The following is a 25,339-nucleotide window of genomic DNA, read 5'->3' as shown; positions in this document are numbered from 1 at the left end:
TGCGGAAATAAATGTAAATCAAAACAAAATAATTTCAATATCATCTTTGTCAAGTACACGAATTTCTTTGATCGCTTTGCGCACTATTGCTTGCTTTGTCTCAAAGCTTAATTCATCTTTATGCCGCATGAAAAAGTCTATCGCTTCACGTAATATATGCTCGCTAGGTTTTGTATCTTGCAGTGCCCTTAATTGTTGTTCCAACTGAGCGTATTGCTCTGTTAAATCCTTCTCCCGCTGTTGCAGACGACGGATTTCCTCTTTGATTTCCTCTAAGTCAATATCGTCGGATATTGTCACAAGGTTTAACAGGCGTTTACGCCCTTTCCTGGCCCGTTCAATTTCTTTCGCCAGCCTGTCGAGCTCTGCTTTTTCAAAGTTGCCATCTGTTCTCTCAGGCTGGAAATCGTGTAACCGATCGGGATTGTTGAATATGTCCATTAAATGAGACCATACAACTTTTTCAATTTCGTCCGCTCTAACAGTCATCCCGCAGCCCCTGTACTTAGCGCCTGCTGTGTTCTTTATGTCCGTATACTCGCGATAATACTTCCCCCAATTCTTCGTATATCGCCCTGTCATCGTATTGCCGCACTGGGCGCAACGCAATAAGCCGGACAGCAAGTATTTATGCTTGGTCGTTTTAGCATATCGGCGCCTGGACTGTTCTAACAGGATTTGCGCTCTCCTGAACTGTTCCTCCGTAACGATCGCAGGCACATCGACATAAATCCATTCCTCTTTTGGGCGCAACGTCATGGGCACTTTCTGATCCTTGCGATACCGGTTTGCAATCATTCCCTCCGTATTCCACTTGTTTTGCGGCCTTTTCCCCATATACGTTTCATTCATCAGGATTTGCCGCACCACTTGACGATGCCAGACTGTTTTACCTGTTTTCGTTGGCACTTTTTTCTCCGTCAGGTAATGAGCAATCCCATTGATCCCTTTAAAACGATCCTGGCCGATAAAACTGTCGAAAATAAATCGGACAATTTCTGCTTCTTCTTCGTTTATCACAAGTTGGCCCGTTTGTTTATCATAATCGTAGCCATAAATCTTATCATCTTTGACAATCTTGCCTTCTTTCGCTTTTCGTAACCTGCCTGCCATTGTTCGCTCTCTGATCTTAGCCTTTTCGAACTCGGCGATAGCTCCCCTGAGTGAAAAAAACAGCTTGCCTTCAGGCGTATTTTCGTACTCTCCGTTCACAAAAATGAGTTCAACGTTATTTTTGCGCAGCTCATCGTCAATGAGCAACTGATGCATAAGATTTCGCGCTAAGCGATCGGGATCATAAACGATAACGGCCTCAATAAGCCCTTTCCTTACATCATCCCGCAGCTTTTCAAGCCCTGGGCGCTCTAAAAATTCCCCGGAGTAGCCTTCATCCGTATATATCAGCACTTGGTCTGTTCCTGCTTTTTTCTTGGCCTCATCAATCTGGTGAGCGATCGAATACCCCTTTTGAGCTGATTCCTCCGTCGATACTCTTGCGTAGATCGCCTTCATCTTTTTGGGCTATCTCCCTTCTTAACATGTATATCTTTATTAAATAATGATAGCAGTCCTTAATTGCCTTGTCAGTATGCTCCCCATATATGATGCGGACGCGCATACGCATACCCCCTCTTGCTGAAGGATATGCGCTTATCGTTTGTACAAATGACCAAACAAAAAAAACAGATAACATGTCCACACATGCTACCTGTTGTCAGGTCTGATTTCATGTATATGCTCCTTTGTTGCTATTCTTTCGTTAATTATTGCTTTCATCAAATGTTTCGTCTCCCCTAAAAATTCGCCGATAAACAGACCAGTTAGTAAGCACGTTGCAAACATGCCTTCCATTACATCGGGGAATAAATACGGAACAATGATATAGCTCAGTGCAATGCCACATAAGGCCATAACTAGGCTTAGCCAAAAATCCAGTTGTTTAAATAGTTTCAGCATATGCATGCCGCCCTCCCTCTAATCGAGCAGCTATTTTTTCAAACGCCTGCAAAATATCACTGGCATCAATCTTCTCACGCCCGGCCTCCTGCTTAATGATCGTGGTGTACGAATATATGAATGACGCCAGCATTTCTTTCTGTTCATCTGAAAATTCTATATCACACAGCTTCTTAGTATCATCGACAACACGTCCAAGCAGGTCAATGATCGAATCGTAACAAGCAAGCTGTCTTTTTGCCTCAAAAAAACTATAATTTCGTTTCAATGCCTTTTTGATTTCTTTGCGCATTATCCCCATGTGAATCAATAACATGCCTACTTCCGTATTTGTCAATTGAATCTTCATGATTTCTCCCCTTTTTTTATTTCGTCGAGATATTCTTGTAACTTGCGACGTTCAGACTCTGTCAGCTCATTAGGACGCATCATAAAAAAGGAGTTTCGTCCGATCCTAATGCGCCTATCAGCAAACTGCTTTACTCGTTCCCAGTGCATACAGGCGGACGGAAGTAAAATATAGCCCATGCGATTTACGATGTCTTGCGCGATTTCAAGCTGTTTGAAAAAATAGAATTTCTGTGTGATTTTCGCGAACTTCACAACCGGTATCGACGGAAAATGATACAACAATGTACGCGGATCTTTATCTTTATAGTGCTCCGGCACCAGTGAGTAGTTCACGGGCAGCCCTCCTTACGGTTTGACGCGATTTCTCATGTATTTCCTCAAGAGTCCTGAAAAATTCGTTCCCTTCTCGTTCGGTAGACGGCAACGGAAACCCTAGCACCATTGTGTCTGTGTCATATAGTCCGAGTTTAAATATTTTCTTCGCCTTCCACATCGGCAAAAACTGTTTATGCATAAATTCACCTGTCTGATAATCCGTAAAATGGATTGCAAAACCGCGGTCGCCAATCTTTCGGACATTAATCAAAACCTCGACGATCTGCCGGATGCGACTGTCCACGTTGTTGATTGACGGCGAGCAATATATTTGTACGCTCTTCATTTTTCGCGTAAACATCATAACTTCTGTGGCGATCGTCGCGCCGTATTTCGACCATTTGCGGTTTGAAAACGCCATTTGCGCTTCGTCCCAGCAACAAATGCTGCCTTGCGCTTCTGCTACCTTATACCAGTCGGTATAGTGTTCAAGAGGAATCGAATCTTTCAAGCCGTAGTTTGAAAAAAGTTGAATATCACCGCCACGCGCACGCACCTTTTCACGCCAGTGATGAGCTAAAAGCGACATCATCAATGTTTTCCCAGCGCCGAGCGGACCTTGTATGAAGAAATGATGTGCCACTACCGTTTCCCTCCCTTCTCAACGCCATTCGGCGCGACAATGACCGGCTTCGGCGGTTTAGGAATAAGCGCTTCGATTGTATCAATGTAATATTGCGGATCAGCGACAAGAACCTTACCTTGCATGATAAAGTTGATAATTTCACGATACGGATCGGTTTTTCCATGCAAGTATTTATTCCTCGAAAGACTTTCGAGCAGCAAAATCGCTTTAATTTGCCACTCTTGCAGCTCTTGCGCCTTTGTCGTCATTTCTTCGAGGACTTGTTTGACGTCCGATATGTGCTGCACTTGCGGAAACAAGTCATCGGAAATGACGCTTTGTAACTTTTCGGCATTGCTTTGCATCACGATCCTCCTCCGCAGCTGGAAATGCCAATAATGATAAACGCAAAGAACACAAGCCCGAATAAAAGGATTTTTGTCATATCAAGTTGGCTTGGTGGCTCTGGCGGACGATAAGACGTGATTTGTCGCAGTACGATACTTTTTTCTAGCTCTGCCAGGCGTTGTGTTTCCTGTACCGACCGCGACGGAGCGCGATAGAAAAAGTGTCGTCCCTCAGGTCCAGTCGTAATCTCACAGTCATGTATTGGCACTTTATATTTGCCTGTCACATACACTGCACCGTCGCGAATTTCGTCAATACGCTGTATATCACTCGTTTTTTGTTCGTCGTCAAACACAATCAATATGTCGTTTGTCCCTGGAAAAAACTCGTCCTTTTCCTTTTTCTTTAGCAATCCCATCAGATTACCGCCCTTCTTTGCTGTTTTTTCGCTTTTCTATTTGAAAATTGAACAATTTTCCACCCAAGAAATGCAATAACACCCACGCCGGCCGCAGCGCCAGCGCCTAGCGTAAACATATAGAAAAACGCATCTACCACCATTTCACACCTTCTTTCAGACTGTAATATAGGCGCATAACTGACCTGAAAATCAGCAATGATCCTAAAATGACCACGGAGGCTAGCGCTGATGAAACGACAAGCTGCCAGGCTGTTGGCAAATCTCCGAATACCGATAGGTATTTTCCGACATTCAGCCCTTGTGCTGTTAATTGTCCAACAGCGCGAAGCTTCTCTATACCCATATCTAAAAATGTGATCGGGGGATTGAAAATTTTATCAATGAAACTGTGTATGGCCTCTTTAATGTTCACATCAATCTCCCCCTACTCTGATCGACGACAGCAACTTGATCGCTGCCACAGCCGTAAACATCCACAAAATAAAAAGTAATATATAGGCGATTGGCTCCAACTTCAAAGGCTGCATCGCCGCAAAAATCTTGCCTAACATTTCAGAATAGCCGTTTCCACTTCCGCCGCGCGGAACATATACAAGACTGGCAAGCGTTTTTGCAAAGCCAACAAACAGCGAAACAATCATTTTCGCCAGCTCGAAAAACAGCAAAAACAGCTTTACAGCTAGAACGCCGATTTTATACAAAAAGTACAGCATCCCGTCAATCAACGCGTAAATGACTTCAAAAAACCCGACGATTAAATCAATAAGCCCTTGAAACAGCTTTTTTAACAGTCGCCCTATCCACTTTATGACTGACCATATGACATCAAAGAGCTTACCAAACGCATCGCCGAGTATGCCTGATACTACTAACGGCACAAAAATCATCGTTATCACTTGCTTATCACCTGCGAATCAGACTATATAACAGCCCAATCAGCTTTTCACCGAACATTGCTACTGCGAAAATAAATAGGATGGGCGTAATATATGGCATGTACCGTTGAAACACGATTTCAATGACCTCCTGTACGATATTGACATTCATGACTTCATACGCCCTCCTTTTACGAAAATCGTTTTTCGCAAAAATGCAATAAATGGCCTCCAAAAAATGAATACAAACAACACTAAGATCAGCGGAGCCGCCCAGGAGAGAATGTTAACAACAGTTTTCATGAAATCATCGAATGTTATGGGGAATTCAATTTTCTTCCCTACTGCTGGCACTTGTACAGCCTGTCCTTCTGTCCCAAATTGTCCGACCGGCACTAATTTTGCGTCATATCCTCCAAAGAAGTCCGTCTTCATATCTTCTTTTTTAATCATTACTTGCTGGGATGCTGCATCAACTACTGTATAACTCTTTCCACCGATCAGTACTTTCACTGATCCTTTTGTGGGGCTTGTCCATGTAACGATATAGTCGCCGTTTTCGTTTTGCGTTGTCGCCACACCAGTTAAGACCGGAGCAGGCTCTGACGGTGTTTTCGTTTCGATCGTTACCCCTTGCGACTCATTTCCCTCTATATTGACCGATGTCACCTTATACGAATACGTCGTGTCCGGTGTGACCGTCAAGTCCGTCCAGTACGTTCCGTTTGTTTCAAACATCGGCGTATAGCCATCCGATGTCGTAGCGGCGGAAACAGCTGTCGCGCCAAAAAGTTGATCCCAGAACGATTGTTGTTCTATCTTTTTTCGATATATCTTCACATGCGAGAAAAACTCGCTATCTGGAAGTTTCCAGGATAACTTCACACGGTCGTATTTTGCGTCGGCTTGCAGGTCAGTGATATCTTCTATCGGTATTGTTGTCTTTGCGGTTGCTGTCTGTCCTGACGATGAATATCCTCCATTGTATTTCGAAACAATTTTTACTGTGTAGGATGTGTTTGGACTCAGATCAGTAAATGTATACGTCGTTGTGTTTTTATCCAAAGATGTGATGAGTTTTTCGTTTAAATAAAGATCATTGCCGATAAATCCTAAGCCGTCAGGATCATCTGGATTTATCCATTTTGCAAAAATCGAATAGGGAGAGGGAGATAAAATCAAGTTCGCAACATCGGGCGGCGGTGGAGTTTTTACCGATGTTGTTATCCCCTCTGATTCATTGTTACTCGTATCGAACGTCGTTATTCTAATATTATATGTGGTATTAGGTTTTAATTCGGTTAATCTATAAGATGTTGTGGTACTCCCCAAAGTTTTCACTAAAACCCCATTTACATACAATCTAGTTCCTGTGTAATCACTATCAGTAGGTTTATTAAAGGTAAGCAAAATCGTTGTAGTAGATGACGTTGTGACTAGATTTGTCACTTCATGTGGTGGTGTTTTGTCAATTGGCACCGTCATTTCAACCTCATAAACCAGCAGCGGAAAGTAATCTGCGTAAGATGTAGAATAGACTGTGACTTCTGTAGCCTTGTCCGGAATAGCAAAATCATACGCAATTAAACTAGTTGTATAAATTTTAATATTACCACTATCCCAAACTACTCCTTGAGAATTAGAAAACACAATTCTATATGATCCCAAATATTGGTTTACTGGATAGTTAGTAGTTCTGAGATGTATTTTCATTGAATTCGAACCAGAAGGAATTAGATATTTGATATATCCATTCCCCCCCAAATTAGTATATGAAGTCAGATTACTATCAACAGAATTTTCGGGGTTATATCCCGCTACAGGGCTGACAGAATTAATAACGACAGGAGAGACGTAACCGCTCGTTACAGCCGCAAAAGCAGAATTCAAAAAAGAAAATGAAATAAAAAATATACAAACTATAAAAGTTATTCTTACCCGCATTGTTTAATCACTACCTCCCCCCACTCCCATCCGGATCATCAGGGTGTTTTTTGTAGTATTTTGATCCTTGTATGCCGTCGTCTTGGCTTGGTATTGGCGCGTTGCCGCCGTTGTCACCGGGGCTTGGCGGTGTGTCGCTGTTTTGGCTTGGTATCGGCGCGTTGCCGGTGTCCGGTGTCCCGCTTTGGTCTTTTGGGATCGGCATTGGCTGGTCATCCGGCTGTTGTGGATGTCCGGCATCCCATCCCCCTGCATCCGTGTTTCCCGGCTCCGGCATCTTGTCCGGCAACGGCGGCAAAGTATCTATCGGATTCACAATATCGAAGCCTCCCGATTCGTCTTCACGAAATTCAATTTCCGGCGCTTCACTCTCGATACGATCTTTCGTAAATCCCGATGTATCCAATCCTGAATCAGGCATGCTTGGCACTTTATTCTCAATGCCGTGTGTGTCCACCCCCGGGAGATCTGGCGGCTCTGCAGGCGGTGACGGCGCTGTTCCCAACATCACTTCAAGGTCGGCTACAAGTTTCGGCACAATCGTATCGCGAAAAATGGCCGCGACTTGGTTCCAGTTCGGCGCAGGAGGGATGGCATCTCTAATTTCATTGAGCTTCCCCATATACTGACTCCATCCAGGACAATTGAATAGGTCGCAACCAATACAGCTGTTTCCAGCCGAATCAGCCCCCATAAAAACTACATGCCTTGATAAATCATTATCAGACCATGCCTCTAACGCATGAAATTCTCCTACTGATGCCCGAATCCTAAAACCTTTTGCTCCTGGAGGAAAGTTATAATCAGAAAATCCAGCCAAGGCTGATGATCCCAATAAATTCCCCGACGCATCAAACCATTGCAGTGCACCTTGTCCGGATCCTTGAATTTTTACCCTTGTCCAGTTGTCGTCATGATATATACTGTCTGCCCAAAGGATTGCATCGCCGCTTTGGGATCCAAAATATCCATAGATACATTCGCCGTTTGAACATACTGCATCAGCTGCATACGATCGATCGGGCAAGATCATCACATATGCAACCGCTATGGCTAAAATCATCAATGTCATTTTTTTAACCATATAATATATCCCACGCCCCCTATGTTAAAAAAGGGGGACAGTGACATCCCCCTTTTTTGGCTCATTACTTAGCCGTGGCGCGTCCAAAAATAGACTTGATAAAAGAAATGATTTTCGGTGCGAACCCAAGCGCCAAGGCAAGCAACACAAACGGACCCACCCAAGAAATGAGGCTGTTGACACTGCCGATTAAATCTGAAACCGAAAACGGCAACGTCAGCCCAGAAAGATCAATAGCGGCACCTAAAGCAGGCATGAATGATTCCTCCTTGATTTAATAAGATTTATTTCACTAGCAATGCTAGTTGAAACCTAATACCGTCGTATTTCATAATCATCAGTCTCATCCTGTCTGTTGATCTCGTTTTCATTGGCAAAACTTTTTTTAATGACCGGGATCAACAGCGATATAGCACCGGCCGCTGCCATGATCATAATGGCAGGTGCCGCATAAAACAAAATCCATTTGACGTAATACCAAAACTCATCCAACCTCGCTGGCGTAAAAAACGTCTGAAACTGTGGCATCTTATCACGACCTCGATCTGATCGCCACGATCACGCCATGCAACAGCATCCCGACGGCGACAATGGCGACGACAAGCATGACGAAGGGAGCAACAGTTTTCAATAAAAATCCGAAAACACCCCAAAAAAACGACCAATCGAACACATTCCCGATACTGGACATTTTCTCCCTCCTTATCTCATCGCCTGATAAATCGCCGTCGCCACGAAACAGAATGTCAAAAAAATCGCCCAGGATGCTAACGCAGTGATGACATCGCCGTTACCAAATACAACCTTAAATGCATAGGCAACCAGCGTTCCTGTGGTTACCATCGCTGTTTCGCCCCTTTCAGAGCTGAAACCAAAAACATCACAATGGGATGCAATATCAAGCACGATCCGATGATGACGAGGTAGGCACCTAAAATATCTTTAGGAGTCGCAAAAATCAGGCTGTACATCATCCTACCTCCTCATAAATCGCTCTAACACCATAAAAATCAACATAGCCGCTAATATAACAGAAATGACGACATCGCCAAGGGTGATCTCATGTATGACCACAATATTTCCTTCTTTCGTTTCGATGACGGTATGTCCGCGCATCTCAACATATGTAATATTGGATGATTGGCCATTCATAATATTCACCCCTCACAATTTAAATGTACAAGCCTGCTTGGCTCTTTCATATCACCAAAAAATTTTGGTCATATCAGTGCAGAAACCGGGCGAAGACAGCTTCGCCCGGCCAACATGCCTTTTATAAAATTCTGCTTTATTCTCCGTATAGATTAAAACATTAAAAACCGCGTCGTGCATTTTTATAGATATATATAATATCTTTAAAAACTTACACGTTTACTATAAAATTCCTTCCCGTTTTTGTTTTCCCCGTTTCAATCGTTGTAATCCAGTCGTTTAAATCTTGTTCTGAACATCCAAGTTCTTTTAGTTCTTGTGGAAACTCATAAAATTTCCTTTTCCACCGGCGCATCTTCTTCAACGCCTGCCTAGCCTCCCCGAAGGCATATACTCGCCGTTCGCGTCTCGTTGAATATTCCTGACTACCATCATACACACACAGATAAATATATCGCTTGCCATTTGATTTCACCTGGGACAAATACATTTTTCACACCTCCATCACCGGACTAGATAGCAGATGAATCCTCCCATGATAATCAGAAACAAGCCGGAGAAGACTACTGTCTCCAAGAAGTCTCTTACTTTACTATTCATTGATCCCACACTCCTTTTCTTCACACTGGGAATATATCCCGCATTGACATTTTAGTTTTGGAATTACCTCGATGCTCCAAATTTCAAATCCGCACTGTTCGCAAAAAAATCGAAACATTCCTCATTTCCCCTTTTGTTCTTTAAGGCAATGATATTCGTGATTCAGTTCTGACAGCGTTAATTCATCCAATAAACGCCCCTCAACAGTTTTTCTGTACCCCGCAGCCTGCAACTGCTCAATCCGTTTAACCCTAACTTGTTCGATCGCCTCGCGTAAGTATAATTTAAAAGCAGTCATGTTACTCCCCCTTCTTTATAGAGAATATATATTTGCTCGTCCTTCCTGCCTTTTTAGCCATTCTATGAAACCAACTGCTTCGGCCAATGCATGATGAAAAGGAACGCGATTAGCTAAAACTTTTATTCGATACGGACGGGGATCACCGTGAATGTAGCTTCCTCGCCAAACGATAGCTTTATTTCCTTCCCGCTCAATAAACAAGTACGATCCTTTCCCATATCGGAACTCATAAAGCTCTCCATACGCATATATCAAAAATCCATACCGCCGGGCTTGTTCATTTTCTTCCAACCGCCTTTTGATTTCCTCCTTGTGCTGCTGGATTTGTTTTTTTAAATCCATTGGCAAGCTCCCATCTTTATAAAGCAAGCTGATTTTGTTGTTTTTTACTTTTATTTGAATATTTAGATTTTCTAATCTGTAAAAAATGTTATATAACATATAACTCCCCCTTATCAGTTACTTAGTTACTTCAAGTTACTTAAAAAGGGGTATTTTCCGTATAATTCACCCATAGAGAATATTCCTAAAAACGGGTAACTCATGGTAACTAAGTAACTATATTTCTTCCTCAACTAAGTTACTAGTTACCTCAAGTGACTTATTTTTCGGTATTTCCTCAAAATTATCGCCTATAGGCGATTTACCGGAATTTGAGTAACTGGAGGTAACTTTATAACTTTCAGCGGAAAGACCGATGCCGAAAAAGAATGTTTTGTTTCCGGTGGATTTCCGTTTTTCGAATCCGCGCAGCACCAATCTCGCAGAAAACTTTTGCTTTTTCAACGGGATTTCACTGTTTTCCTCGCACCAGCTGATATATTCCTTATACAACTCGTTCAGCTGGACTTTTGCTCCTGGATGGATCACACAACAATCATTCAAAAAATTGCTGAGCAGATCCATTTCCTCTTTATATTCATCCGTCGCGTTTTTCACTTCGTCCGGCTCGCCTAAACCTTCTTTTTGCCATTTCAAGCATCCTTCAACAGCCCAACGCAAAATGCCTGGAAGCTCATTCAGCAATTTTTCAGGTAGATGCTTGTCTACCTGTTCTTTTGGGATCGTATACGTGAATGGCACAAGACGAATACGTCGCCATATCCCTTCATCATCGCCTTTGATGATTGGCTTATGATTTGTCGTGAAGAAAATCTTGAATTCAGGCACAAATTCGAAAAATTCCTTGCGTAGGAAACGGGCTGTGATCGGTTCGCCTCCCGTCAGCTGCTTGATGAGCGATTCACTGAGGCGCTGGCCGTCTTCGCTCTCAACGGCTGATACAAAACGTGCTCCATGCAGTCGGGCAATATCGTTATTGATCCCTGAATCGTTCATTTTTGCCGTGAATGTATTGGAGTTCGTCTGTTTTGCATAGTCTCCTAGCAACGCCTTGACAGTGTTGATAAACGTTGATTTACCGTTTCGCCCCGTTCCCCATAAAAAGAAGACGACTTGCTCGGATATATCACCCGTTAGTGCGTATCCGATCGCTTTTTGTAAAAACTCGATAATGTCTCGCTTAACTTCATCACCATCACGAAAGATGGACTCTAGGAATGCAATCCACGTAGGGCATTTTGCATTTGGATCATAATTCACATGCGTATTTTTAGTCATCATATATTTGCGGTCGTGCGGCAACAATTCTCCTGTCCGTAAATCCACCACGCCATTTGCGCAATTCAGCAAAAATTTATCCTTGTTCAGCTCATCCTGGCTGATCGGCAACATCGCTTCCGCCCTGGCGATTGAGTTGAGGAATACGGAGCTTTTTTCACTTGCTTTCGCCCATTTCAGCAGTTCGTTTCGTGCATCGTTATTTTCTTCTTGTGCTACTTCTGCATACATTTCGCGAAACGTCCGAATTGCAATGCGTTCAATCTGCTTTTTCTTGTCCTCTACCCATGTTTTTCCATCCCAGATGAGCCATTCCTCAAATTCGACGCAATAGCGCAAGTTTTGACCGTTCCGCGCGACAAGTCGTTCGGCGTTGCCCATTTCCGTTAGGTTGAACTTTTTCCCTTCTTTTCGCGATGGAGAAGGCATCGGTAGCGGTGCAAAATAGTCCGTTCCACTTGGTTCATGTTTCAATGCACTATTTAATGTGTTTGCAAATTCACGCTGGTCTAATGGAGGAAGAAAAAAATAGCGATTTAGGAAGCTGGCTATTTCACGGACTTGTTCTTGGGTGTAACCAAATTCAACCAGACGGCAACAATGGGAAAATAACGCATTATTACGTCCACCCTCGGGCATCGGGATTGGAAACGGGCGTTGCGCTTTGTCAATTTTTTTTAAGCGTTCAAAGAAAATTGGCATCGGCGACAGTTCTCCGTCGGCAATATGTACCCATTCGCGTCCGCCTGTATTTTCGCTTGGAAGAACCACTTGACCGCGCCCGGAAAGCCGATAGTCGCCGACAAAGCCGCCAGCCATGAGCACTGTCGCGTCTTGTCCTTTGATTTTCCCTGTCGAACGAAAGAAAAATTGAAAGCCTCGTATTGTGCGAATCGCATGAAATTTATATCCTTCACGCAAAAGCGCCTTAAGAAGCATCTCCCCTTCTTCCTGCTCGTCGATGTCAATAACGTCATACCCGTCTGGAATAACAAGACCTGTCCACCCTTTTTGCCGCAACCAGGCACGAATCTCTCCTTCTGTCATGCCTGGGCGATTTAGATCTTGCCATCCCTTCATGCAAGGCCGTTTCGCGACACTGTATGCTTTTTGCGGATCAGATTCATTGTTCATCCGTGAATAGCCAATCAGTCGAATAATCTTGAGGGGCTTTTTCGCTGATGGAAAAAGCCTCTCAAGACTCATTTGAAAGTCAAGTGCTGCCTGCATACTGTGATCCTCACTTTTTCGGGAATGTATATTTCACTTGATCAGTCCAAACATCGTAAAACACTACCATGGTGTGTCCGTTTTCATCGCGGATCAGCTTTCCTGCTGGAAACACGGAAAAATCTTCGACTTGGATAGCGGTCATATCAAACGCTTCCTCGATCCACCGCATTACAATCGGAACATATTTTTGCATCGGATCGGCCTTTTGTTTTGTCACCATTCGGAGTCCCCCTTTTTGGACTTTCTTCGTTATGTTATATTTTTAATAGGCATATTTTTTAGGACAGTGAGCGTTAGGGCGCTTGCTGCTTTTTTTATGACGCTTTTTCATCAGCGCTCCGTCTTTCTTGCACTTTTTTATATTCATCGGGCAAGACTTGAGCCAAGTATGCATACACATCTTTCTCCACTTGGCTGAACATTGGTCCCTTTATGATCGTTACTTTCATCCAAGTTTCCCCCTTACCACCCTTATAGCCCCATGTTTCGAGCTTTTTTCATCTCGATCTCTTGCAACTTGTCCAACACAGACTCAAACGATTTAATGACTTGCCGTGCAGCTTTGTAATCTTTTGTCATGACTGCATCGAGCATATGATCAATGCATCCGATTGCTCTGTTGACGTGTTCTTTTTCCTCAACGATGAGCGAAATTTTTACTCTCACTCTCTCACTCCTTTTCAATACAATGGATGTATAGGCATTAAATTATGCAGTCGCAATACACGAAATGTGACATTTATCCTCAAAAAAATATGTCCAATCGAAAGAAAGAACGTTGGCGATTCGCTTTGCCACTTCGACACTGGGATTTCTTTGGCCGTTTTCAATCATAGCGTAAGTACTTCTTGAAATCCCAGCTAATTCAGCGAGTTCTTTTTGAGTCATCTTTTTGTTTAGACGCATGTTTTTTAGCCATTTCCTCATTAGGTTATCACCTCCTTTAAAGTAAAGTCACAAAACGCGTATCGTTAATCAAAGTATATGTCACAATTCGTGTAATGTCAATATCAAAATACACTATTTGTGTAAATTATTTTTTTGTCACTTTTTGTGACTATAATTAAACCTAAGGAGGATGTTGACAATGGTCGATTTAGGGAATCGTTTACAGGAACTTAGAAGTAAATTGAATATGAGGCAAGAAGATGTAGCAAAAAAGATTGGCGTAGGCCGTACTACCTATGCAATGTATGAACAAGGAAAAAGAGAACCTGACTATGAAACGCTTCTCAAGCTTGCTGATCTATTTGAGGTTTCAACAGATTATTTGCTGACCGGCAAGACAACAGTGGAATCTAAAAAACAAACAAATCTATTCTTTTTCGACACCGAAGGATTAACTGAAGAAGAAATCGATGAAATAAAGAAACACATTGAATACGTAAAATGGAGAGCCCAGCAAGAAAGGAAAAAATCATGAATAAACGAGATAGACAAACGCTGGCAAGATTAGGCGGATTCACTTTTTTGGTTGTCATTTTTCTTATCCGTTCAAAGTTTAACAATCCATATGTTTTCTTAGGACTTTTGATTTTTGGAACAGCCTTTGTTGTCGCCCTGATTGAATCATTAATCCCTGTCAAATCTTCAACAAGGAAAAGACAATCCCCTCAGAAAAAAATATCGGAGTCCAAGAAAGGCATCAAAACGGCAACTGGAAAATACGGCGTTCGTTCGGATCACGTTATTTTGCAAACGCCACTTGAGCATTTATCAGGGTTGGAATTCGAGCAACTTGTGTATTTATACTTAAAATCAACCGGCTGGCAGCCGATCAAAACACCTGAGGCAAAAGACGGGGGCGTCGATATCGTTGTCACTAATAAGGCAGACGGTCTTAAGATAGCGGTACAAGTGAAGCACTACTATCGTTCCAAAAGCCAGGTGACGGTTAAAGATATACGTGAACTTGACAGCGCCAAGAAGAACCATGGCTGCATCGGAACATGGTTTATTACATCTGGGACATTTACAAATGCTGCACTCGTGGAAGCCGATATGCGAAAAATGCGAACATCGGACATCACATATGTTGAAACAAAAATTTTGCCCTGGAGAGAACGTCAAGCAAGAAAACACCAAAAAAGCCACTCCTAGAGAGAGTGGCTTTCGGAACTATTAAGATGCTTCGCATTCCCCATAATCTTCCACATCCTCTCATTTCCCATCATTATACCATGTTCTTCTTGCAAAAAAGAACGTATGTTTCTATAATTAAAGGCAAATGATACAACAAAGGTTGAGGGAGAAATGAACTATTTATATAAGCCTGGCGATCTGGAAATGCATATATCAAACGTTTATAAACAGCATGGCATCTTGTATCCGTATCAGCTCGACGAGCAATATTTAGCGGATATCTTTGACATTGCTATCGTTTATGCATCAAGATCATTCGGCTATTGGAGTGATTGCCGCATTATTGGGCTGCATAAAGACTTGCGATTTGATTCTGTTAAACGGCGTGAAGTGTTTTTTCATGAACTTGGACATTTATTGTTGCACGTGGGGGATCAGTTGAACATGTCCAAGTCATTTCGAGATTACCAAGAAATCCAGGCGAACCGGTTTATGCTATTCGCGGCAATTCCTTATCACATGCTTACATATATTGACTTATCAGCAAAACGAGATTTTATATTATGTGAGATGCAGGATGTGTTTAAAATGCCGGTTGATGTATGCGCCACTCGTTTAGATTACATTGAAAACAAAATGTTGCAGATTTGCGCGGAAAATTCGTTATATTATAGATTGTAATTTATTTCCGCACACTAACGACATTAGGATTTCGTTCTCGATACATCGAGCCGCATACGTTGCCAGCTTCGTTCCTTTGCCCGGCGAATAGCTTTCAATCGCCTTGATCAAGCCGATCGTGCCAATGGAGATTAAATCCTCGACCTCTTCTCCCGTATTTTCAAACTTTTTCACAATGTGGGCAACAAGGCGCAAGTTGTGTTCGATGAGCCGGTTGCGGGCTTGCTCGTCGCCTTTTGCCATCAGCGCCAAATACTTTTCCTCTTCTTGAGCGCTTAACGGCTGGGGAAACGCATTGTTTTTAATATACGAGACAAGAAACGTCAGCTCTTTCAACAGAAACGTAAACGCCGTGAAAATGCCGGACATGCTCTCACCCCCGCCTGCTGTCATCGGCGGAAACCGCCTATCGTTATGTATATGCAGGGGCGATGTTGTCCGTGTCTTTACGACAAAAATAGACCGGCCCGAAATGAGCCGGCAATGACCTGACCAATCAAAAACGATTGATGCCAACGTTCTGCTGATGCGGTCCGCCTGCTTATCCCCCTCCCGATGCAGAAGAACCGCCGTGCTTACGCTCTTGCCTCAACGCTGACTTCCGCGGCGACAACAAGCGCAATCGACGCGGTAATGATGATCGACATGACAATGGCGAACATCCCCGTTCCCTCCTTGACCTTCTCTTCTAGATTTTATTTTACCAAAGAAGACAAGGAGCGCTTCCGCCACATTTTGAACAATTCGTGAAATTCGACCGTCAACAACAGCACGCGGAGCACCGATATCCCCCCTTTAGCCTGAGTCAAGTCGAGTCTCCCGTCTGTTTCATCCACATCACAAGCCATACTGGTACAATTGACATGAATCTTCTCCCCTTTCATCTCCATTGTTTTAAAACAACCGTTGATGAGCGGAACATTTGCGGTCAAGCAACTCCTCCTCAGCTGCACGCGCGAACCGCTCCTCTTCGATGTTCCGTTGCCGCGGCTTTCTCCGCTCAATCGTGATCGTGATAAAAAACAAATGGATCGTCATACCCCCTCACCTCCTTTCCATGCAAAAAAACCGCAGAAGGAAGGCGTTTCTGCGGCTAAGCGTACAAAAAGGCCGCAGAAAGCGAGACTACTCCCCTTCTGCGGCCTGATCGCTGTTTTTCGTCATCGGTGCACGTTCATTCCCGGTCGGCGGAAGGTCGAATAGCCGTTTGATAGAATGGATGCGTTACTGTTGTCCACATCATCATTGTCATTGTCTTCGACCTCCCTTTGGAAATGATGCTACGTAGGCAATTATATCCAAAATTATTTCCATTGTAAACCGTTTTTTTGCAAAATAGGCAAAAAGCTTGCTTTCCCTTGAACGCCAGCATGGTGGCTAAACAAAAACCCGCCTTTCGGCCAAAAGGCAGGTTTACGGTTCGAACCGCTTTTCTTCTTCCTCAAGACGGCGGGCATAGCGGGCGGCTTGGCGCAAACAGGAAAGCGACGCGGTAAAACAGACGGCGACTGCCAATAGGGCGAACGGCTTTTTCGCTGTCTCAACCGCTCCTGGGATGATCGTTCCGAAATAGAGAAACGCTCCAAACGCGAACAAGACGAGGCTGTATGTTTTAAAGTCGCCCGCCTTGGCCCGCAGCTCGTTTCGTTGCTGCTCGTTCAAGCCCGATCCCTCCTCTCCCCTTTCACTGTATCATACATGGACAGAAGGGGGGAGCGGCAATTTCAGCCAAGCGCCTTCGCCAAATCGTCAAGCAGATCGTTGACATCTTCAAGCCCGACCGACAAACGGATCAGGCCATCGGTAATGCCGAGCTGTTCGCGCCGTTCCTTCGGGATCGAGGCGTGCGTCATTTTCCCTGGCAACGAAATTAAACTTTCGACCGCCCCTAAGCTTTCGGCAAGCGTAAAGTAGCGCACGCGCGACAGCACTTTCTCGGCGCGCTCCAAGCTGCCGACATCAAACGAAATCATGCCGCCAAATCCGCGCATTTGCTTTTTCGCCAACTCGTGGTTCGGATGATCCGGAAGACCTGGATAATGGACGCGCTTGACCGCCTTGTGTTCAGCCAAAAAAACAGCGATTTGGCGCGCATTTTCTTCATGTTCCTCCATCCGCACGGCGAGCGTTTTCATCCCGCGCATCAATAGCCATGAATCTTGCGGCCCGAGCACGCCGCCGGTTGAATTTTGCACGTAATGGAGCCGCTCGGCAAGCTCCGGCGTGCGGACAACCGCCAACCCAGCGACGACGTCGCTATGGCCGCCTAAATATTTCGTCGCGCTATGGATGACGATATCGGCGCCAAGCTCAAGCGGCGTCTGAAAGTACGGAGTGGAAAACGTGTTATCGACGATCAATAGCAGCCCATGCGCACGGGCAATGGCGGCGGCGGCTTGCAAGTCAGTGATTTTCAACAGCGGGTTCGTCGGCGTTTCAATATAGATGGCTTTCGTATTCGGCCGGATGTGCGCCTCGATGTTGGCGACATCGCTCGTATCGACGAACGTCGCCTCAAGCCCGAACCGATTCAGCACGTTCGTCATGACGCGATACGTGCCGCCGTACACATCGTCAGTGAGCACTAGATGGTCGCCGCTTTGAAACAACATCATGACGGCCGTAATTGCCGCCATACCGGAAGCGAACGCAAAGCCGGCTTCGCCGCCCTCGAGATCAGCGATCAGCTTCTCAAGCGCCGCGCGCGTCGGGTTGCCGGTGCGCGAGTATTCAAACCCTTTATGCTTTCCAACTTCTTCTTGCTTATACGTACTCACTTGATAAATCGGGACCGACACCGCTCCAGTATGCGGATCCCCCGGAATGCCGCCATGAATGAGCATTGTTTTCCGCCTCATCGTTACCTCCCACCTTCATAAATGTGTTTGCTTAAATAGCGTTCGCTCCCGTCCGGAAAAATGACGACGATATTCGTCCCTGGCTTTGCCTTCTCTGCTTCCATCAAGGCGGCATGAAACGCGGCGCCGGACGAACTGCCGACCAAAAGCCCCTCCTGTCTCGCGAGTTCGCTGACGCGCCGGAACGCGTCATCGTCCGCGATCGTGTAGATGGCATCAAAATAATCCGGATCCATAAACGGCGGCAAAAACTCCATGCCGATCCCTTCCGTCCGATGCGGACCCGGCTTGCCGCCGCCTAAAATCGAGCCTTCCGGTTCCACGATGACCGTTTTAATGGCCGGGTTTTTTTCTTTTAAAAACGTCGCTGTCCCCATAAACGTGCCGCCGGAGCCGGCGCCGGCGACAAAAATGTCGATCTGTCCGTCCAAATCGTCCCACAGCTCCGGACCGAGCGTCTTGTAATACGTCCTTGGATTGGCCGGGTTTTGGAACTGCTGGGGGCAATAGGCGCCTGGAATCGTGCGGGCGAGCTCCTCCGCTTTGCGGATTGCTCCTTCCATTCCCTCTTCAGTCGGTGTATGAACGATTTGCGCCCCGAGCGCCTTCATCAGCTGTTGTTTTTCGATGCTGAATTTTTCCGGCACACAAAAAATGATGTTCACGTTTTTGCCGATCGCCGCCAGCGCCAGACCGATGCCGGTGTTGCCGGCCGTCGGCTCGATGATCGTGCCCCCCTCTTTCAGTTTTCCTGATGCAAACGCCTCGCGCAACAGCTCTTGTCCGAGCCGGTCTTTAATGCTTCCGCCAGGATTGAAGTATTCAAGCTTGGCGAACAGCCGAACGCCTTCCGGGAGGGGGAAGCGCGTAATTTCGACAACCGGCGTATGGCCGATCAACTCATGGATGCTTTTTGCTACGCGCATACAAGTCACTCCGTTTCTTCACGCTCAGTTTAGCAGCAAAACGGCGGTGTTCTGTTGTCTATATATATAGATGCAATTTAAAGCTTTAACATTTTTCGTTTTTGCCGATCATTTCATCCGACTGTCGAGTGACCGAACAACACCGCTTAAAGACCCATTCATGGGTCTTTAAGCGAGTCGTTGTTCGGTCTTTCGTCACGCCTTAGCGTGACGGAGGCAAGCCATAGGCTTGCCTTCGACAGTCGAGAAAATAGACAAGCTGCTTTTTCGCTGCATCTTAATAGCGCTTCTGTTTCATAACGGAAAGCATCGACAAGACAAGTTCAGCCGAATGTTTCGCCGCCGTCTCCAAAAACTGTTCAAACGACACGTCCGACTCCTCACCAGCAATATCAGACAACGCCCGGATGATGACAAACGGCGTTCCAAATTGCACGCACACTTGGGCGATCGCCGCCGCTTCCATTTCGACGGCGCACAATTCCGGAAACTGACCGCGCACAAATTCGACTCGCTTTGGATCGTTCATAAACGAATCGCCGGTGGCGATCAAGCCGGTCACTGCCTGCAGGCCATCAAGCCGCGCCGCCGCCTGCTTGGCCGCCTCAACAAGCGCCTCATCCGCCCGGTAGCGCGCCGGCAGGCCAGGCACTTGCCCGTAAGCGTAGCCGAACGCGGTCACATCGACGTCATGATGGACGACTTCCTTGGAAATGACAAGATCTCCGACACGAAGCGAAGGCAAAAATCCGCCGGCCGAACCGGTATTGATCACGAAATCAGGACGAAAGCGGTCAAGCAGAAGCGTCGTTCCCATGGCGGCGTTCACTTTGCCGATCCCGGATTTCAACAACACCGCCTCCACGCCGTCAAGGCGCCCTTTGGAAAATTCGCACCCGGCGATGACCGTTTCCTCGCGCCCTTCCATGCGCGAACGTAAAATCGCCACTTCCTCTTCCATGGCTCCAATAATGGCTGCTTTCATCGTTCTCCCTCTTTCTATGTCGTTTGTTTCACCGCCTCCATCACCCAGACGAACGCGTTTTGCTGCGCAAAGGAGGCGGAAAAGCCATGCTTGGAAAACAGTGATGCCAATACGTCAAGCGTCGTATAATATTCGCGTTCCAAATCGTCGGCCAAATCGTGGAAGCCGCGCGCTCGGGCTTCCTCAATCGCCTGGCGGAACGCCTCTTTGTCGCGAAACGCCGTATCGGCAAACACTATTTTACCACCCGGATGGAGCAATTGACTATATTTGGCCAGCGCTTCGTCTTTTTCCGCATCCGTCAAATGATGAAACGCATACGTGCTGGCGATCGTGTCGATCGGCTCCGGCGGTGTCGGAAATTGCAAAAAATCGCCGTCCAGAATGACCGCTCGCCCGCTGAGCTTTTCCGCCGCTTTTTTCCTCATCGGCGCCGATGGCTCGATCCCGTACACCTGCTTGCCGCGCTCAAGCAGCTTTTTCGTCAAGTTGCCTGTGCCGACGCCAAACTCGAGCACGACTTGGCCGGCTTTGTCGGCGACCGTGCTTAAAATGCGGTCATAACCGGCAAACACGTCTCGATATTGCTCATCGTATCCTTCGACCGATCGGTCATACGATTCCGCCCATTGCTCAAACAAGTCAAGAAACTCTCTGCCCATATGGTCACACCCCAAAAAAGTTTATAATTCCTATAAATATAGTATGTTTTTTTCGTATTGCCTGCTCTTACTGTAGCATATGTTTTTCCCTTGTTCAACGATCATGTTCGTTCGTATTGTTCCCCCTTGTACTCCGGTGGATGAGGGCGGGAAAATTTGCTACACTGACAATGGAAAGGAGGAAGAACGATGCCGAACATTTCTCTTGATTTGATCGAGGACAAAATCGAATTTTTTGAAGCGGACGACTTGCGGACGCTCGAGAAAAAAATCAACGAACAAATTGAACATAACAAGGCGCTCTTGCTTTCCGTCCATCATGTATCCCATCAAATGCACGTCATGGAAAACGGAAAGCGGTGGTACAGCGCAGTCGTTCATTTCAAAGCGAAAAAATAACAGGCGCCCTTCGTTTTTGGGCGCCTGTGTATGTTTCCGCCGCTAATGAACCGCCATCGTTTCACTGATGCCGCCAAAGTTTCGAATATCTCCGCTTCCCCTCATCATGCCGCTTATGGCTTTTGCTTCAACTTTTGCACTTTCGTCGGCTTCCAGCCTTCGTTCGTCACCCATTCAATGTACACTTTGTAATGGGCGGTTTGATCTTTCGTCGAAATCGTCGCGACTGCTTTGTTCGGCCCGTTGTTGCCGATGAACCAAACGATCATCTCCTCCGGGGCGATGCCGGTCGCATAGCTGACGGCATCGAGCATTTCCTTCCAGTCGACCGAATCTTTCTTAAACACCGTTTCATGCGGCTCCGTTTGCGTCGTACCGATCGGCTGCCATGCCGGGTTGACGATTTCTTTTTCAACGTTGGACCCCGGCGGGCCCGGCGTTTCTGTCATGCCCGCTTCGCTCGTTTCATCGGTGGAAGCAGCATCTTCTTCCTCGGCGGGCGTTTCGGCTTCCGCCGGCGCCGCCGCTTCGCCTGTTTCCACTTCCACCCGCTTCGCATTGGCCGCTTCTGTTTTGGCTTCGCGATCAACCGCCTTCTCGCTCGGTTGATCGCCAAACAGCAAGTTCCCGCCGACAATCAAAATGAGCAGCACGACAACGGCAATGGCTCCATTGAGCCAACGGTTGATTCTCCGCCGCTTGGCGCGGGCGGCAAAGCGTGTCCCCATTTGCGCCACCGTCTCCTCTCCCTTCTTTGGATGATGTTCGTGCTGGAAACATGGATTCCCCTTACATTTGGTTCGTCACTTCACTTCATTTTTGGCGTGGTCATAAGCATAAAGCGCCTCGACTGCGGCGGCGAACACATCATTCGTCGAGGCCCGCCCGCTCGGGCAGTCGAGCTCAACGACAGCGAGGGCGTATTTCGGGCGGTCGGCTGGAAAATAGCCAGCAAACCATTTATTAATGAATTCAGCACCGCCGTCCATTTTTCCTGTCTCCGCCGTCCCGGATTTGCCGGCGACCGGATACGGCAGCGAACGGAAGCGGCGGCCGGTGCCATCCTCTTTGGTGACAACGCTGCGCAAAAGCCGCTGCAGCTCTTCGGCCGTCTGCGGCGCGATCGGCGCCATGTCTGAAGCCGGTTGAGGCGGAAACGAAAAGAGGGTCGCACCGTTTTTATACAGCACTTTGTCAACGGCCCGCACCTGAAGCGCTTCGCCGCCGCGGGCGATGGTCGCCATCATGTTGGCGACGCCAAGCGGCGAGACGCGTACATTTTTTTGCCCGATCGCCGTTTGCGCCACCGCAAGCGGCACCCTCTTGTCGCGCGGATCATGCCAAATCGTTCCTTTCTGCTCCTCCGGGAACTGACGGAAATGCTCTTCATGGTACACCGCCCCTTCCCAGCCGGCCGTCGGATACAGCCCAAGCTTTCTCGCATACGTTTCAAACGCATCGGGATCGTGCTCGATCAACTGCTTGCCGAGCGTGGCGAAAGCATTGTTGCAACTGACGGCAAAGCTGTCCGCTAAATCAAGCATGCCGTAATCATGCTCCTCATCGCGGGTTTTGCCGTCAATTTTTCGGCTGCAGTCAAACGTTGTCTCAAGCGAGGCGAGCCCCTCATCAAGCGCCGCGGCCGCAATGACTGTTTTAAAAATCGAGCCAGGGATTTGCGGCAACACTATTTGGTTTTCCGCCCCGCGGTTTTTGTACGGATCACGCGGGTCCATGTTTGGGCGGCTGACCATGGCGAGCACACTGTTTGTGTCAATATCCAGCAAAACGAGACCGCCTTTTTTCAACCCGTATCGGTCAACGATCTGCTCCATCTCTTGCTGCAAGTCACGGTCAAGCGTCGTTTGCACGGTGACGGGATAAAACGGGTTGCCCGTATCGCTGTATTTGACATCGAGCCCAAACAGCGGCCGCCCTTCGGCGTCAACGTGATAAAGCAGCTTCGTTTCGCCGTCGGCGAGCAAAAACTCATCAAACGCCTTCTCAAGTCCTTGAATGCCCACTTCGGTCTTTGGCGGCAGCGGCCGTTTTGGATAACGCTTCTTGATGAGCTCCTGATCTGGGCGGGTGAAGCCAAGCAAATGCGGAGCGTACACCACCTCAAGAGAGTATTGTTTATTGACAGCTAAGACGCCCGGAATGCGCAAATCGTTAATTTGCTTCATTTGCTGGGCGCTCAAGGCGAGCGGCTCTCCATCCTTCTCTAAGACGAACGGACCGTCCGCCTGCTCAAGCTGGCGGCGGATCTCTTCTTTAGAGACGCCGGTGATGCGGGCGACTTGTTCCATCGGCCATTTCATCGTCGTTAAAAACGGGAATAAGACAAGCGACGGCACGTATCGCTTCGTGAGCGGCGCGCCATTTCGGTCGACGAACGAGCCGCGCCCGTCGTCAATGATCAGTTCTTGTGTCCGCTGGGCGACGCTTTCGGCAATTAAATTATGATTGGCGAACGACTCGGCGTCAATCAGCTGGATCTGCGCCAATCGCCCGACAAGCAACAACAAGCCCAGTTGAATGAGGGCGAGCATGGCAAGCGTTCGTTTTTTCCACATAAAGAAAACACCTCATCATCAGTGTTGACGAGGTGTTTCCGTTTGAAACGTCAAGCGGCGGCAATTTTCTTCGCTTCGCTTCGCACACCGCCGCTTGTTCAGGTCGGCCGCCTCCTGCTTCTTATTTCACAGCCACGATTTTCACAAGCATTTCCCCGCCCGGCGTTTGCACCGTCACCTCATCGCCGACGCGGCGGCCGAGAAGCGATTTCGCAATCGGCGAGTCGTTGGAAATTTTCCCTTCAAACGGATCGGCTTCAGCGCTGCCGACGATCGTATACGTCTCTTCCTCGCCGTCTGGAAGTTCAATGAACGTGACCGACTTGCCGAGCGAGACGACGTCCGGGTTTTCTTTGTCTTCTTCAATGATGACGGCGTTGCGGATCATGTTTTCAAGCATTTGGATGCGCGATTCGACAAACGCCTGCTCATCTTTGGCAGCATCGTACTCCGAGTTTTCCGACAAATCCCCGAACCCGCGCGCAATCTTAATGCGCTCCACCACTTCTTTCCGCTTGACCGTTTTTAAGTACTCAAGCTCTTGTTCCAGTTTCTCTTTTCCCTCTTTCGTCATCGGATACTGCTTTTCGTTCGCCATTCATCTCACTCCTCTATATATTCTGCATTATGTAAAACGTACGAACAGCAAAAACGGCTGTTCGTACGCTTACTTGGTATATAATATATTGTTTTGTCTCTGTTATGTTATTACAAAACCGCTTTTTGTTCAAGAACTGTGCGAATTTTTGCCACCATTAAATCGATGGCGACGACGTTCTGTCCGCCTTCCGGAATGATCACATCCGCGTAGCGCTTCGTCGGTTCGACAAACTGGTTGTGCATCGGCCGGACGACGGACAAATATTGCTCGATGACCGAATCGAACGTGCGGCCGCGCTCTTTAATATCGCGGATGAGACGGCGGATGATGCGGATGTCCGGGTCGGTGTCGACATATACTTTAATGTCCATTAAATTGCGGAGTCGCTCATCCTCCAAGACAAGAATGCCCTCCACGATGATGACATCCTTTGGCTCCACGCGAATGACGTCGCTTGAGCGAGTGTGCAGCGTATAATCGTACACCGGCTTGTCAATCGGCTCATAGCGAAGCAGCTTATGAATATGCTCAATCAACAAATCGTTGTCAAACGCCAGCGGATGGTCATAGTTCGTCTTCAGCCGCTCTTCAAACGGAAGATGGCTTTGATCTTTATAGTAAAAGTCTTGCTCCAAAACAAGGATCGAGCGGTCGCCGAAATGGTCGTAAATCGCGCGGGCGACGCTCGTCTTCCCCGAGCCGGAGCCGCCGGCGACGCCGATGACAACGGGCTTCTTCCCCATC

38 protein-coding genes and 1 pseudogene are annotated in these 25,339 nt (G+C 46.8%); 4 read left to right on the top strand and 35 right to left on the bottom strand.

Annotated elements, in window-relative coordinates; translation table 11 throughout:
• Positions 1-18: 18 nt before the first annotated feature.
• The 24 genes from CWI35_RS15740 to CWI35_RS15640 all read right to left on the bottom strand — a co-directional run bounded on the left by CWI35_RS15740 (position 19) and on the right by CWI35_RS15640 (position 13,752).
• Positions 19-1,512 (bottom strand): recombinase family protein, encoded by a 1,494-nt coding sequence (locus CWI35_RS15740; RefSeq protein ID WP_047752759.1) that lies wholly within the window; start codon positions 1,510-1,512, stop codon positions 19-21.
• Positions 1,513-1,704: 192 nt separating this feature from the next.
• Positions 1,705-1,956 carry a hypothetical protein gene (locus CWI35_RS15735; protein ID WP_025949280.1) on the bottom strand — a complete coding sequence of 84 codons (252 nt, stop codon included), beginning with the start codon at positions 1,954-1,956 and terminating at the stop codon, positions 1,705-1,707.
• Positions 1,940-2,305: a hypothetical protein gene (locus CWI35_RS15730; RefSeq protein WP_050437068.1), complete on the bottom strand. Its 366-nt coding sequence runs from the start codon at positions 2,303-2,305 to the stop codon at positions 1,940-1,942. The genes CWI35_RS15735 and CWI35_RS15730 overlap by 17 nt, the downstream gene beginning before the upstream one ends.
• Complete coding sequence (locus CWI35_RS15725; RefSeq protein WP_025949282.1) at positions 2,302-2,640, bottom strand: hypothetical protein; 339 nt, start codon at positions 2,638-2,640, stop codon at positions 2,302-2,304. Before CWI35_RS15725 ends, CWI35_RS15730 begins: the two co-directional genes overlap by 4 nt.
• The gene (locus CWI35_RS15720) at positions 2,609-3,265 is read right to left on the bottom strand and encodes an ATPase (protein WP_047752758.1); all 657 of its coding nucleotides are present in this window, start codon (positions 3,263-3,265) and stop codon (positions 2,609-2,611) included. Before CWI35_RS15720 ends, CWI35_RS15725 begins: the two co-directional genes overlap by 32 nt.
• Complete coding sequence (locus CWI35_RS15715) at positions 3,265-3,612, bottom strand: hypothetical protein (RefSeq protein ID WP_047752757.1); 348 nt, start codon at positions 3,610-3,612, stop codon at positions 3,265-3,267. Before CWI35_RS15715 ends, CWI35_RS15720 begins: the two co-directional genes overlap by 1 nt.
• Positions 3,612-4,013: a hypothetical protein gene (locus CWI35_RS15710; protein WP_047752756.1), complete on the bottom strand. Its 402-nt coding sequence runs from the start codon at positions 4,011-4,013 to the stop codon at positions 3,612-3,614. Before CWI35_RS15710 ends, CWI35_RS15715 begins: the two co-directional genes overlap by 1 nt.
• Positions 4,013-4,156: a hypothetical protein gene (locus CWI35_RS18350; protein ID WP_156484085.1), complete on the bottom strand. Its 144-nt coding sequence runs from the start codon at positions 4,154-4,156 to the stop codon at positions 4,013-4,015. The genes CWI35_RS15710 and CWI35_RS18350 overlap by 1 nt, the downstream gene beginning before the upstream one ends.
• Positions 4,147-4,428 (bottom strand): hypothetical protein, encoded by a 282-nt coding sequence (locus CWI35_RS15705; RefSeq protein WP_062898830.1) that lies wholly within the window; start codon positions 4,426-4,428, stop codon positions 4,147-4,149. The genes CWI35_RS18350 and CWI35_RS15705 overlap by 10 nt, the downstream gene beginning before the upstream one ends.
• 1 nt (position 4,429) lies before the next feature.
• Positions 4,430-4,903, bottom strand: coding sequence for a hypothetical protein (locus CWI35_RS15700; protein WP_047752754.1), 474 nt, complete (start codon positions 4,901-4,903; stop codon positions 4,430-4,432).
• A 156-nt stretch (positions 4,904-5,059) separates the two neighbouring features.
• Positions 5,060-6,835, bottom strand: coding sequence for a fibronectin type III domain-containing protein (locus tag CWI35_RS15695; protein WP_156484086.1), 1,776 nt, complete (start codon positions 6,833-6,835; stop codon positions 5,060-5,062).
• Between the two features lie 10 nt (positions 6,836-6,845).
• Positions 6,846-7,919 carry a hypothetical protein gene (locus CWI35_RS18630; RefSeq protein ID WP_240432117.1) on the bottom strand — a complete coding sequence of 358 codons (1,074 nt, stop codon included), beginning with the start codon at positions 7,917-7,919 and terminating at the stop codon, positions 6,846-6,848.
• A gap of 64 nt (positions 7,920-7,983) precedes the next feature.
• Entirely contained in the window at positions 7,984-8,175 is a 192-nt protein-coding gene (locus tag CWI35_RS15685) for a hypothetical protein (RefSeq protein WP_023634630.1), read from the bottom strand.
• Positions 8,176-8,231: 56 nt separating this feature from the next.
• Positions 8,232-8,447 carry a hypothetical protein gene (locus tag CWI35_RS15680; RefSeq protein WP_023634629.1) on the bottom strand — a complete coding sequence of 72 codons (216 nt, stop codon included), beginning with the start codon at positions 8,445-8,447 and terminating at the stop codon, positions 8,232-8,234.
• Positions 8,448-8,451: 4 nt separating this feature from the next.
• Positions 8,452-8,610, bottom strand: coding sequence for a hypothetical protein (locus tag CWI35_RS15675; RefSeq protein WP_023634628.1), 159 nt, complete (start codon positions 8,608-8,610; stop codon positions 8,452-8,454).
• Between the two features lie 11 nt (positions 8,611-8,621).
• A complete protein-coding gene (locus tag CWI35_RS18345; RefSeq protein WP_162924030.1) occupies positions 8,622-8,762 on the bottom strand; it encodes a hypothetical protein in 141 nt (46 codons plus the stop codon).
• On the bottom strand, positions 8,756-8,890 hold the full coding sequence (locus CWI35_RS18720; RefSeq protein WP_256363766.1) for a hypothetical protein: 135 nt from the start codon (positions 8,888-8,890) through the stop codon (positions 8,756-8,758). Before CWI35_RS18720 ends, CWI35_RS18345 begins: the two co-directional genes overlap by 7 nt.
• A 902-nt stretch (positions 8,891-9,792) precedes the next feature.
• Positions 9,793-9,969: a Fur-regulated basic protein FbpA gene (fbpA, locus tag CWI35_RS15665; protein WP_075261363.1), complete on the bottom strand. Its 177-nt coding sequence runs from the start codon at positions 9,967-9,969 to the stop codon at positions 9,793-9,795.
• 15 nt (positions 9,970-9,984) lie between these two features.
• Complete coding sequence (locus CWI35_RS15660) at positions 9,985-10,413, bottom strand: hypothetical protein (protein WP_025949292.1); 429 nt, start codon at positions 10,411-10,413, stop codon at positions 9,985-9,987.
• Positions 10,414-10,530: 117 nt separating this feature from the next.
• Entirely contained in the window at positions 10,531-12,822 is a 2,292-nt protein-coding gene (locus CWI35_RS15655; protein ID WP_062898833.1) for a phage/plasmid primase, P4 family, read from the bottom strand.
• Positions 12,823-12,832: 10 nt separating this feature from the next.
• Entirely contained in the window at positions 12,833-13,045 is a 213-nt protein-coding gene (locus CWI35_RS15650; protein ID WP_050437069.1) for a hypothetical protein, read from the bottom strand.
• Positions 13,046-13,139: 94 nt separating this feature from the next.
• A complete protein-coding gene (locus CWI35_RS18715) occupies positions 13,140-13,274 on the bottom strand; it encodes a hypothetical protein (protein ID WP_023634618.1) in 135 nt (44 codons plus the stop codon).
• Between the two features lie 22 nt (positions 13,275-13,296).
• Positions 13,297-13,491: a hypothetical protein gene (locus tag CWI35_RS15645; protein ID WP_025949295.1), complete on the bottom strand. Its 195-nt coding sequence runs from the start codon at positions 13,489-13,491 to the stop codon at positions 13,297-13,299.
• 42 nt (positions 13,492-13,533) lie between these two features.
• The gene (locus CWI35_RS15640) at positions 13,534-13,752 is read right to left on the bottom strand and encodes a helix-turn-helix transcriptional regulator (RefSeq protein WP_025949296.1); all 219 of its coding nucleotides are present in this window, start codon (positions 13,750-13,752) and stop codon (positions 13,534-13,536) included.
• Positions 13,753-13,912: 160 nt separating this feature from the next.
• Here CWI35_RS15640 and CWI35_RS15635 point away from each other — a divergent pair, with 160 nt between their 5' ends.
• The 3 genes from CWI35_RS15635 (at position 13,913) to CWI35_RS15625 (ending at position 15,588) form a co-directional block, all read left to right on the top strand.
• Positions 13,913-14,248, top strand: a complete 336-nt coding sequence (locus tag CWI35_RS15635; RefSeq protein WP_025949297.1) for a helix-turn-helix domain-containing protein — start codon at positions 13,913-13,915, stop codon at positions 14,246-14,248.
• Entirely contained in the window at positions 14,245-14,925 is a 681-nt protein-coding gene (locus tag CWI35_RS15630; RefSeq protein WP_240432115.1) for a restriction endonuclease, read from the top strand. Before CWI35_RS15635 ends, CWI35_RS15630 begins: the two co-directional genes overlap by 4 nt.
• Before the next feature lie 153 nt (positions 14,926-15,078).
• Entirely contained in the window at positions 15,079-15,588 is a 510-nt protein-coding gene (locus CWI35_RS15625) for an ImmA/IrrE family metallo-endopeptidase (RefSeq protein ID WP_025949299.1), read from the top strand.
• Positions 15,589-15,603: 15 nt separating this feature from the next.
• Here CWI35_RS15625 and CWI35_RS15620 read toward each other — a convergent pair.
• From CWI35_RS15620 to CWI35_RS15580, 7 genes and pseudogenes are all read right to left on the bottom strand, one after another.
• Positions 15,604-15,957: pseudogene (locus CWI35_RS15620) on the bottom strand (sigma-70 family RNA polymerase sigma factor); the annotation flags it as partial.
• A 525-nt stretch (positions 15,958-16,482) separates the two neighbouring features.
• A complete protein-coding gene (locus tag CWI35_RS15610; protein ID WP_011232016.1) occupies positions 16,483-16,626 on the bottom strand; it encodes a YrzI family small protein in 144 nt (47 codons plus the stop codon).
• A 375-nt stretch (positions 16,627-17,001) separates the two neighbouring features.
• On the bottom strand, positions 17,002-17,250 hold the full coding sequence (locus CWI35_RS15605; protein ID WP_011232017.1) for a YrhC family protein: 249 nt from the start codon (positions 17,248-17,250) through the stop codon (positions 17,002-17,004).
• A gap of 62 nt (positions 17,251-17,312) precedes the next feature.
• Entirely contained in the window at positions 17,313-18,446 is a 1,134-nt protein-coding gene (locus tag CWI35_RS15600) for a bifunctional cystathionine gamma-lyase/homocysteine desulfhydrase (RefSeq protein ID WP_011232018.1), read from the bottom strand.
• 2 nt (positions 18,447-18,448) lie between these two features.
• On the bottom strand, positions 18,449-19,372 hold the full coding sequence (locus tag CWI35_RS15595) for a PLP-dependent cysteine synthase family protein (protein ID WP_011232019.1): 924 nt from the start codon (positions 19,370-19,372) through the stop codon (positions 18,449-18,451).
• 277 nt (positions 19,373-19,649) lie between these two features.
• Positions 19,650-20,357, bottom strand: coding sequence for a 5'-methylthioadenosine/S-adenosylhomocysteine nucleosidase (gene mtnN, locus CWI35_RS15585; RefSeq protein ID WP_013524195.1), 708 nt, complete (start codon positions 20,355-20,357; stop codon positions 19,650-19,652).
• 14 nt (positions 20,358-20,371) lie between these two features.
• Positions 20,372-21,019 carry a class I SAM-dependent methyltransferase gene (locus tag CWI35_RS15580; protein WP_011232021.1) on the bottom strand — a complete coding sequence of 216 codons (648 nt, stop codon included), beginning with the start codon at positions 21,017-21,019 and terminating at the stop codon, positions 20,372-20,374.
• 189 nt (positions 21,020-21,208) lie between these two features.
• On the opposite strand from CWI35_RS15580, the gene CWI35_RS15575 reads away from it, so the two are divergent.
• Entirely contained in the window at positions 21,209-21,418 is a 210-nt protein-coding gene (locus CWI35_RS15575; protein ID WP_011232022.1) for a YrzA family protein, read from the top strand.
• 113 nt (positions 21,419-21,531) lie between these two features.
• On the opposite strand, the gene CWI35_RS15570 is transcribed toward CWI35_RS15575, so the two are convergent.
• From CWI35_RS15570 to udk, 4 genes are all read right to left on the bottom strand, one after another.
• Entirely contained in the window at positions 21,532-22,155 is a 624-nt protein-coding gene (locus CWI35_RS15570) for a YrrS family protein (protein ID WP_014196395.1), read from the bottom strand.
• Positions 22,156-22,221: 66 nt separating this feature from the next.
• Positions 22,222-23,994, bottom strand: a complete 1,773-nt coding sequence (locus CWI35_RS15565; RefSeq protein WP_014196396.1) for a peptidoglycan D,D-transpeptidase FtsI family protein — start codon at positions 23,992-23,994, stop codon at positions 22,222-22,224.
• Between the two features lie 121 nt (positions 23,995-24,115).
• Positions 24,116-24,592 carry a transcription elongation factor GreA gene (gene greA, locus CWI35_RS15560; protein WP_011232025.1) on the bottom strand — a complete coding sequence of 159 codons (477 nt, stop codon included), beginning with the start codon at positions 24,590-24,592 and terminating at the stop codon, positions 24,116-24,118.
• Between the two features lie 110 nt (positions 24,593-24,702).
• Complete coding sequence (udk, locus tag CWI35_RS15555) at positions 24,703-25,338, bottom strand: uridine kinase (protein WP_011232026.1); 636 nt, start codon at positions 25,336-25,338, stop codon at positions 24,703-24,705.
• Between the last annotated feature and the right edge of the window lies 1 nt (position 25,339).

Origin of the sequence: [Bacillus] caldolyticus (assembly GCF_003595605.1) — a bacterium.
In the GTDB taxonomy this organism is placed as follows: Bacteria; Bacillota; Bacilli; order Bacillales; family Anoxybacillaceae; genus Geobacillus; species Geobacillus thermoleovorans.
This window is presented reverse-complemented; position numbering and strand designations above follow the sequence as displayed.

Bases quoted from the DNA above. Each gene is read 5' to 3' on its own strand.
- CWI35_RS15740 (WP_047752759.1), bottom strand. From the start codon at position 1,512: ATGAAGGCGATCTACGCAAGAGTATCGACGGAGGAATCAGCTCAAAAG.
- CWI35_RS15735 (WP_025949280.1), bottom strand. From the start codon at position 1,956: ATGCTGAAACTATTTAAACAACTGGATTTTTGGCTAAGCCTAGTTATG.
- CWI35_RS15730 (WP_050437068.1), bottom strand. From the start codon at position 2,305: ATGAAGATTCAATTGACAAATACGGAAGTAGGCATGTTATTGATTCAC.
- CWI35_RS15715 (WP_047752757.1), bottom strand. From the start codon at position 3,612: ATGCAAAGCAATGCCGAAAAGTTACAAAGCGTCATTTCCGATGACTTG.
- CWI35_RS15710 (WP_047752756.1), bottom strand. From the start codon at position 4,013: ATGGGATTGCTAAAGAAAAAGGAAAAGGACGAGTTTTTTCCAGGGACA.
- CWI35_RS18350 (WP_156484085.1), bottom strand. From the start codon at position 4,156: ATGGTGGTAGATGCGTTTTTCTATATGTTTACGCTAGGCGCTGGCGCT.
- CWI35_RS15700 (WP_047752754.1), bottom strand. From the start codon at position 4,903: ATGATTTTTGTGCCGTTAGTAGTATCAGGCATACTCGGCGATGCGTTT.
- CWI35_RS15695 (WP_156484086.1), bottom strand. From the start codon at position 6,835: ATGCGGGTAAGAATAACTTTTATAGTTTGTATATTTTTTATTTCATTT.
- CWI35_RS18630 (WP_240432117.1), bottom strand. From the start codon at position 7,919: ATGGTTAAAAAAATGACATTGATGATTTTAGCCATAGCGGTTGCATAT.
- CWI35_RS15685 (WP_023634630.1), bottom strand. From the start codon at position 8,175: ATGCCTGCTTTAGGTGCCGCTATTGATCTTTCTGGGCTGACGTTGCCG.
- CWI35_RS15680 (WP_023634629.1), bottom strand. From the start codon at position 8,447: ATGCCACAGTTTCAGACGTTTTTTACGCCAGCGAGGTTGGATGAGTTT.
- CWI35_RS15675 (WP_023634628.1), bottom strand. From the start codon at position 8,610: ATGTCCAGTATCGGGAATGTGTTCGATTGGTCGTTTTTTTGGGGTGTT.
- CWI35_RS18345 (WP_162924030.1), bottom strand. From the start codon at position 8,762: ATGGTAACCACAGGAACGCTGGTTGCCTATGCATTTAAGGTTGTATTT.
- CWI35_RS18720 (WP_256363766.1), bottom strand. From the start codon at position 8,890: ATGTACAGCCTGATTTTTGCGACTCCTAAAGATATTTTAGGTGCCTAC.
- fbpA (WP_075261363.1), bottom strand. From the start codon at position 9,969: ATGACTGCTTTTAAATTATACTTACGCGAGGCGATCGAACAAGTTAGG.
- CWI35_RS15660 (WP_025949292.1), bottom strand. From the start codon at position 10,413: ATGTTATATAACATTTTTTACAGATTAGAAAATCTAAATATTCAAATA.
- CWI35_RS15655 (WP_062898833.1), bottom strand. From the start codon at position 12,822: ATGCAGGCAGCACTTGACTTTCAAATGAGTCTTGAGAGGCTTTTTCCA.
- CWI35_RS15650 (WP_050437069.1), bottom strand. From the start codon at position 13,045: ATGGTGACAAAACAAAAGGCCGATCCGATGCAAAAATATGTTCCGATT.
- CWI35_RS18715 (WP_023634618.1), bottom strand. From the start codon at position 13,274: ATGAAAGTAACGATCATAAAGGGACCAATGTTCAGCCAAGTGGAGAAA.
- CWI35_RS15640 (WP_025949296.1), bottom strand. From the start codon at position 13,752: ATGAGGAAATGGCTAAAAAACATGCGTCTAAACAAAAAGATGACTCAA.
- CWI35_RS15635 (WP_025949297.1), top strand. From the start codon at position 13,913: ATGGTCGATTTAGGGAATCGTTTACAGGAACTTAGAAGTAAATTGAAT.
- CWI35_RS15630 (WP_240432115.1), top strand. From the start codon at position 14,245: ATGAATAAACGAGATAGACAAACGCTGGCAAGATTAGGCGGATTCACT.
- CWI35_RS15625 (WP_025949299.1), top strand. From the start codon at position 15,079: ATGAACTATTTATATAAGCCTGGCGATCTGGAAATGCATATATCAAAC.
- CWI35_RS15610 (WP_011232016.1), bottom strand. From the start codon at position 16,626: ATGACGATCCATTTGTTTTTTATCACGATCACGATTGAGCGGAGAAAG.
- CWI35_RS15600 (WP_011232018.1), bottom strand. From the start codon at position 18,446: ATGAGGCGGAAAACAATGCTCATTCATGGCGGCATTCCGGGGGATCCG.
- CWI35_RS15595 (WP_011232019.1), bottom strand. From the start codon at position 19,372: ATGCGCGTAGCAAAAAGCATCCATGAGTTGATCGGCCATACGCCGGTT.
- mtnN (WP_013524195.1), bottom strand. From the start codon at position 20,357: ATGAAAGCAGCCATTATTGGAGCCATGGAAGAGGAAGTGGCGATTTTA.
- CWI35_RS15580 (WP_011232021.1), bottom strand. From the start codon at position 21,019: ATGGGCAGAGAGTTTCTTGACTTGTTTGAGCAATGGGCGGAATCGTAT.
- CWI35_RS15575 (WP_011232022.1), top strand. From the start codon at position 21,209: ATGCCGAACATTTCTCTTGATTTGATCGAGGACAAAATCGAATTTTTT.
- CWI35_RS15565 (WP_014196396.1), bottom strand. From the start codon at position 23,994: ATGTGGAAAAAACGAACGCTTGCCATGCTCGCCCTCATTCAACTGGGC.
- greA (WP_011232025.1), bottom strand. From the start codon at position 24,592: ATGGCGAACGAAAAGCAGTATCCGATGACGAAAGAGGGAAAAGAGAAA.
- udk (WP_011232026.1), bottom strand. From the start codon at position 25,338: ATGGGGAAGAAGCCCGTTGTCATCGGCGTCGCCGGCGGCTCCGGCTCG.